General features: G+C 63.8%; 6 protein-coding genes. 2 read left to right on the top strand and 4 right to left on the bottom strand.

The genetic code is table 11. The features are described 5' to 3' along the window. Positions 1-151: 151 nt before the first annotated feature. The 3 genes from VNC39_RS17225 to secD all read right to left on the bottom strand — a co-directional run bounded on the left by VNC39_RS17225 (position 152) and on the right by secD (position 3,554). Entirely contained in the window at positions 152-916 is a 765-nt protein-coding gene (locus VNC39_RS17225) for an EAL domain-containing protein (RefSeq protein WP_325400885.1), read from the bottom strand. A 99-nt stretch (positions 917-1,015) separates the two neighbouring features. Further along, complete coding sequence (gene secF / locus VNC39_RS17220) at positions 1,016-1,963, bottom strand: protein translocase subunit SecF (protein ID WP_325400884.1); 948 nt, start codon at positions 1,961-1,963, stop codon at positions 1,016-1,018. 10 nt (positions 1,964-1,973) lie between these two features. After that, a complete protein-coding gene (gene secD / locus VNC39_RS17215; RefSeq protein WP_325400883.1) occupies positions 1,974-3,554 on the bottom strand; it encodes a protein translocase subunit SecD in 1,581 nt (526 codons plus the stop codon). A gap of 83 nt (positions 3,555-3,637) precedes the next feature. On the opposite strand from secD, the gene VNC39_RS17210 reads away from it, so the two are divergent. After that, positions 3,638-4,624, top strand: a complete 987-nt coding sequence (locus VNC39_RS17210; RefSeq protein WP_325400889.1) for a Gfo/Idh/MocA family protein — start codon at positions 3,638-3,640, stop codon at positions 4,622-4,624. 149 nt (positions 4,625-4,773) lie between these two features. On the opposite strand, the gene VNC39_RS17205 is transcribed toward VNC39_RS17210, so the two are convergent. After that, positions 4,774-5,493 carry a GntR family transcriptional regulator gene (locus VNC39_RS17205; protein WP_325400882.1) on the bottom strand — a complete coding sequence of 240 codons (720 nt, stop codon included), beginning with the start codon at positions 5,491-5,493 and terminating at the stop codon, positions 4,774-4,776. A gap of 134 nt (positions 5,494-5,627) precedes the next feature. Here VNC39_RS17205 and VNC39_RS17200 point away from each other — a divergent pair, with 134 nt between their 5' ends. Then, positions 5,628-6,827: a pyridoxal-phosphate-dependent aminotransferase family protein gene (locus VNC39_RS17200; RefSeq protein ID WP_325400881.1), complete on the top strand. Its 1,200-nt coding sequence runs from the start codon at positions 5,628-5,630 to the stop codon at positions 6,825-6,827. Positions 6,828-6,992: the final 165 nt, after the last annotated feature.

The following is a 6,992-nucleotide window of genomic DNA, read 5'->3' as shown; positions in this document are numbered from 1 at the left end:
AAAAAACTCAGCCAGACGATCTTGCTGTTTTTCCGTTAAACGACAGTACCTTAGGTCCATAAAACCATCCTAGATCCGCTCAGGATCTGGGACAGCCCCAAAGTTTTTGCGCCGCTTTTTTCAAAAAGCGGCCGCTTCCTTGCTTCCTTCCTTAAAGCCCTACGCTTTCCAGCGTCTCATCCGAATGTTTCAGCAGGAATTCGTGCAAATCCCCGGCGGAGAGCGGATGCGCGAACAGGAAGCCCTGGCCGTGGGTGACGCCCAACTGGCGCATGCGTTGGCAGAGTTCCGGCGTTTCGATGCCTTCGGCGATCACCGTCTGGCCGTGCGCCTTGGCGCGGGCGACAATGTCGCGGATGAAATCCCGGTCGCCTGCGGCGGTGCTGACGACGACGCTCTTGTCGAGCTTCACAGCGCGGATCGGCAGCGCCATCAACTCCGACAGATGCGGGGTCTCCGGCGTGATGTCGTCGAGCGCCAGCCCGTATTGGGCATTGCGCAGAATGCTGATTGCCGTGCCCGCGGCCTTGAGGTCGCGCACCGGCTGCTGTTCGGTCAGTTCGAAACGGATATAGCGCGGGGCCAGGCCGGATTGCGCCCGCACCGCCTCGATCCGCGCCATCAGCTGCGGATGCAGCATGGCGTCGAGCGGCAGATTGAAGGCAATCGACAGGAAGCTGCGCTCGAACTGAAACGCCTTATATTCCGCCAGGGCGGCACTCATGATGCACGAGGTCAGGTGCATCGAGCGGTCGGCCCCCCGCATGGCGTGAATGACCGCATCGGAGCCCACCGTGCCGTCGCCGGCTTCGGCCCGGGCCAGGATCTCTACGTAGGCCGGGCGCAGGTCAGCCAGTCTGACGATCGGCTGGTAATAGATGCGTAGTGACGCGATGAACGCGTGATCGGATCGCATTATCAGAAGCGTCTAAAAAATAGAGCATGTGAGAAAAAATTCCCCATGCCCTAGGCATTAACAACTTTCCGAGAAAGATGCGACCGAAAACTGTAAAAGTCAGCTTGATTTTACTTTTGGCAAAGTGCTGGTGCGGCGCAGTTTACGATCGCCCAGGAACAGCAGGATCGGCGCGGCGATAAAGATCGATGAGGACGTGCCGACCAGGATGCCGAACAGCATAACCCAGGCGAAACCCGACAAGGCCGCGCCGCCGAACAAGGCCAGCGGCAAGGCGGCCAGAAACACCGTGCTGGAGGTGCCCAGGGTGCGGTTCAAGGTCTCGTTGATCGACAGATCGATCAGCTCGCGCAAATTCATGGATTTGTATTTGCGCAGATTCTCCCGCACGCGGTCGTAGACCACGACCTTGTCATTGGTGGAATAGCCGATGACGGTGAGAATCGCGGCGATGGTCACGAGGTCGAAAGGAATGCGCGTGATGACCATGAAACCGATCGTCTTGGTCGTATCCAGCAGCAGCGTGGTCACCGCGCCGACCGCGAACGGCCATTCGAAGCGGAACCAGATATAGGCCAGGATCATCACGAAGCTGAGGCCCAACGCTTCCAGCCCCTGGGAGAAGAGCTGTGCGGAGACCGAGGCGCCGATCGCCTGCGTGCTGAGGATCTTGGCGTTCGGCGCCGCCGTGGCCAAAGCGGTCTCGACTTCGGAGATGGCGGTTTGCGTGGCCTGCGCGTTGGCGCGGCTTTCCAGGCTGATCAGCACGCCGGTTCCACCTTGGCCGAAGCTCTGCAACGCGGCATCGCCAAGGCCGGCCTGGGCGAGGGCGGCGCGCAGTTGCGGGAAATTCGCAGGTTGCTCGGTCCGCACCTGCAGCACCACGCCGCCGCGGAAATCCAGGCCCAGATTGAGGCCGGGATGGAAGAACAGCAGCACCGAGGCGGCGGACAGCACTGCCGAGACGATCAACCCGGCGAAGCGGCCGTTCATGAAGCGAATCGTCGTCCCGTCGGGGACGAAGCGGAACATCGGTTTTACGAACATGGTCGGTCTTTCAGACGACGGGGAGCGAGGAGGGGCGGCGCGCGATGTACCAGCGCGAGGTGATCAACCGGACCAGCACCGTGGCGGTGAACATGGTGGTGACGATGCCGACGCAGATGGTCACGGCAAAGCCGCGCACCGGCGGCGAGCCGAAGATGAACAGGGTGATGTGCGCGAGCAGCGTCGTCACGTTACTGTCGATGATCGTGCCGTAAGCGCGCTTGTACCCGGCCTCGAGCGCGGCGAGCGGCTTGCGGCCGGCCTTCGTCTCCTCGCGCACGCGCTCGTTGATGAGCACGTTGGCGTCCACCGCCATGCCGAGCGTGAGCAGGATGCCGGCCATGCCGGGCAGCGTCAGCGTGGCGCCCATGGCCGAAAGGATCGCCAGCATGATGACGAGGTTGAGCACCAGCGCGATGTTCGCGAACCAGCCGAACAGGCCATAGAACAGGCCCATGAAGCCGAGCACCAGGATCAGGCCGGCGGCCAGCGCGAGCGCGCCGTTGCGGATCGCGTCGGCGCCGAGTTCCGGGCCCACGCTCTGCTCCTCGACGATGTTCAGCGGCGCGGGCAGGGCGCCGGCGCGCAGCAGCAGCGCAAGGTTAGTCGCTGATTGCGCGGTGAATTGGCCGTTGATCATGCCGCTGCCGCCGGTGATCGGCTCCTGGATCACCGGCGCCTCGATGACCTTGCCGTCCAGCACGATGGCGAACAGCTTGCCGACATTGGCGGTGGTGACATCCGCGAACTGGCGGGCGCCAACCGAGTTCAGGGAGAAATTCACCACCCATTGCCCAGTCTGCGGGTCGGTGGAGGCCTGGGCGTTGTCGAGTTCGGCGCCGTCCACCGCGACGGTGGAGAATACATCCATGGTCTGCTGCGGGTTGCTGGCCAGCGGCAGCTGCTCGTCGCCGAGCGGCACGTTCGGCCCGGGCGCGGCATTCTCATCCACCAGTTGGAACGTCATATGCGCGGTGGTGCCGATCAGCGTGCGCACGCGCTCCGGGTCGGAGATGCCGGGCAGCTGCACCACGATTTCGTCGGTTCCCTGCCGGGCGATGGTCGGGTTGAGCACGCCGGAACCGTCGATGCGGCGCTGGATGATGGTGATGGATTGCTCCACCGCCTGTGACCTGCGGGCCGCCAGCGCGGCCTGCGGGATGGTGAGATAGGCAGTGGCGCCGGAAACGGAGACCGCGAGCTCGGCCTGGCCGGTATTGGGGGCGTAGGTCACGAGCTTGGCGAGCGCCGTCTGGGCGGCCTGGGCATCGCCTGCATTGAGCAGGTCGATCTCGACACGGTGCTCAGCTTGGTTCACCCGCAGCCCGGTATAGCCGAGTCCGGCGCCGCGCATCGTCTGGCGCGCCTGGTCGAGCAATGAATTCAGCTCCTGCTTCTCCACGGCCTGGAAATCGATCTGCAGCAGAAGATAGCTGCCGCCGCGCAGGTCGAGGCCGAGATGCACCTGGGGCCAGGGCAGAAAGCCCGGCAGACCTCCCGGCCTGGCGGCCAGATTCGGCAGGCTCAGCAGGATGCCGAGCACGCAGATCAGCAGGATCCCTAAACTCTTGGCTCGCGTAAAATACAGCACGGTGGCTCCGAACTCTTGGAAACGTTTGCGGTATGGCCGCGCTCCCGGTTGCGCGCAACCCCGGCGGGCGATACCAGCACATTATGGCACAAGGCTTGAACGTCGGATTGATCGGGGCGGGGCATTTCGGCCGCTACCACGCGCTGAAGCTCGCAGGGGCGAAGCGCGCCAAACTGGTCGGCCTGGCCGACCCGGACGCCGAGCGCGCCAAGGCGGTGGCCTGGGAAGCAGGCTGCCCGGTGCGTAGCGTCGAGGAATTGCTGGCGGTCGCGGACGCGATCATCATCGCCGCCCCGGCGGAGTTTCATTACGATCTGGCCGCCCGCGCGCTGCGCGCCGGCAAGCATGTTCTGGTGGAAAAGCCGATCGCCGCGACGCTGGACCAGGCGGTGGAACTGGCCGGCATTGCGCGCCAGACCGGCTTGGTCCTGCAGGTCGGGCATCTCGAGCGGTTTTCGGCGGCGCATGGCGCGCTCACCGCGCGCATGGGCACGCCGCTTTATATCGAGGCCGTGCGCATCGCCCCGTTCAAGCCGCGGGGCACCGACGTGTCGGTGATCCTCGACCTGATGATCCACGATCTCGACCTGATCCTGGCCCTCACCGATGCGCCGATCCTGCATGTGGACGCGGTGGGCGCGCCGGTGGCCAGCGCCCATGACGACATCGCCAATGCCCGCATCCGCTTCACCAACGGCGCGGTGGCGACGATCACCGCCAGCCGCATTTCCCTGAAGACCGAGCGCAAGATGCGGATTTTTTCGCGCACCGGCTACCTGTCCGTGGATTTCGCGGCGCGCAAGCTCAGCCTGGTGGGGCGGGGCATCGGCATGAAACTGCCGGGCTTTGAGGAGTTCGGCGTCGAGCAGGCCGGCTGGCAGGACCATGACGCGCTGGCCGCCGAGCATGAGGCCTTCTTCGCCTCGGTGCTGGACGGCGCACCGGTGGTCGTGGATGCCGAAGCCGGACGCCGCGCGCTGGAAGCGGCCTTGGCGGTGAGCGCCGCGATCGCGGAAAGCCGGGCCATGGCGGAAGCCTCCGGCCTGGTAGGGCCTTTCATCCCAGCTTAAGAAAGCAGCCGCTTTTTGAAAAAAGCGGCGCAAAAACTTTTATTTACGCTGGGTCATGGGCAGTGTCGCCGAAAACGCCCATGATCCAGAGTCAATAAAGTTTTTTTGCTACTTTTTGTTCACAAAAAGTAGCGCTTTCTTTTCATTCTTCAGTCCACGAACCCCTCGCGCGCGGCGGATCGTTTGTTGCGCAGATGCTTGAACAGCAGGTCGCTCAGTTCGGCGCCGGCGCGGCGGCGCAGGGCGTCGAGAATGGCCTCATGTTCGCGCACCGCTTCAGCCCAGCGGTCGCGCTTGCCGTCCAGGTTGGCGGCATAGCGCAGCCGCCTGATCTGCCCGGCCACGGTGGCGTACATGGCGGCGAGCGCGCGGTTGCCGGCGGCGTCGACGATCTTCTGATGGATTTCCTGGTTGCAGCGGAAATATTCGTGCAGGTCGCGGCGCAAGTAGAAGCCGTACATCTGGTGGTGCAGCGCCTCGATTTCGGCATATTGCGCTGCGCTGATCGATTCGCAGGCGAGCCGGCCGGCCAGCGCTTCGAGTCCGCCCATCAGGTCGAACAATTCCCGATAGTCTTCGTCCCTCAGGGTCCGCACCCGCGCGCCGCGGTTGGGCAGCAGATCGACCAGCCCTTCCGAGGCGAGCACCTTCAGCGCCTCGCGCAACGGCGTGCGGGAGACGCCAAATTGCGTGCAAAGCTCCCGTTCGGGGATCCGCGCGCCATCACTCAGATTGCCCTCGACGATATAGTCGCGCAACCGTGACAGAACCTCGTCATGCAGCGAGGTTTTGCCGGGTTCGTGGCGCGTTTCCGGCGGGATGATTGCGGTGATCTCCGCAGTCGCGGGCAGGATTTTTGTGTCGGACATGGCGCTTTATAGCGTTCTTCTTATAATGCGTCGATCATTTGCGCCCAAATTTGCATGCAAAAATTGCTTTTCTTTCGTTCAAAATAAATGCATTGTAGGGGAAGCCATCACCAGTTTGCGGAAGGAGGAACTCCATGAGTCATCCACAAGGTCAGCATTTTTTGCAGATTCCGGGCCCGAGCCCCGTGCCGGAGCGCGTCATGCGCGCCATGGACCGTCAGGTCATCGACCATCGCGGTCCGACCTTCCAGGAGCTCGGCAAGGAGGTGCTGGCGGGCTGCCAGCAGATTTTCAAGACCAAACAGCCCGTGATCGTTTTCCCGTCCTCGGGCACCGGTGCCTGGGAAGCGGCGATCGTCAACACGCTGTCGCCCGGTGACAAGGTGCTGATGTGCGAGACCGGGCATTTCGCCACGCTGTGGCAGCAGATGGCCAAGCGCTGGGGCCTGGAGGTCGAGTTTCTCCCCGGCGACTGGCGCCGCGGCGCCGACCCGGCGGCGATCGAGGCCAAGCTGGCCGCCGACAAGGCGCACAGCTTCAAGGCCGTGATGGTCGTGCATAACGAGACCTCCACCGGCGCCACCAGCCGCGTCGCCGCGATCCGCAAAGCCATCGACAATGCCAACCACCCAGCCTTGTTCCTGGTGGACACCATTTCCTCGCTCGGCTCGGTGGATTTCCGCCATGACGAATGGGGCGTGGACGTCACCGTTAGCTGCTCGCAGAAAGGCTTGATGCTGCCGCCCGGCCTCGGCTTCAACGCGATTTCCGAGAAAGCGCGCGCGGCCGCGAAAACCAACAAGATGCCGCGCTCTTATTGGGACTGGGAAGAAATGCTCAAGCCCAACGCCAGCGGCTTCTTTCCCTACACGCCGGCGACGACGCTGCTCTACGGCCTGCAGGAATCCATCGCCATGCTGCTCGAGGAAGGGCTGGACGAGGTGTTCCTCCGCCACCGCCGGCTGGCGGCCGCTACCCGCGCCGCCGTGCGCCATTGGGGGCTGGAAGTGCTGTGCGTCGAGCCGTCGGAATACTCGCCGGTGCTCACCGCCGTGCTGATGCCGGAAGGCCACGATGCCGACCGCTTCCGCAAGATCACGCTGGAGAAGTGCAACCTGTCGCTCGGCACCGGGCTGGCCAAGGTCGCCGGCAAAGTGTTCCGCATCGGCCATCTCGGCGAATGCAACGAAACCGTGCTGCTGGGTGCCCTGGCGGGTGTGGAGCGCGGCCTGGGCGCGGCCGGCGTGCCGCACCAGCCGGGCGGCGTGACCGCGGCGATCGCCGATCTCGCGGGGCGCAACGATGCCGAGGCGTCGCTCGGCAAGGCCGCCTAACACCAATTTTCGCTCACCGCGCGGGGTTCCGGCCCCGCGCGGGTTCACGCTTCAAAACGACTTCAAAATCAACAGACGGGACTGAACATCGTAAGCCAATAGATCGAACATCAATGCGACCGGAAAAACCGGCGCTGAAAAGAACGCACGGGAGGAAATAAGCAT

Origin of the sequence: Acidocella sp. (assembly GCF_035535915.1) — a bacterium.
Lineage (GTDB): Bacteria > Pseudomonadota > Alphaproteobacteria > Acetobacterales > Acetobacteraceae > Acidocella.
This window is presented reverse-complemented; position numbering and strand designations above follow the sequence as displayed.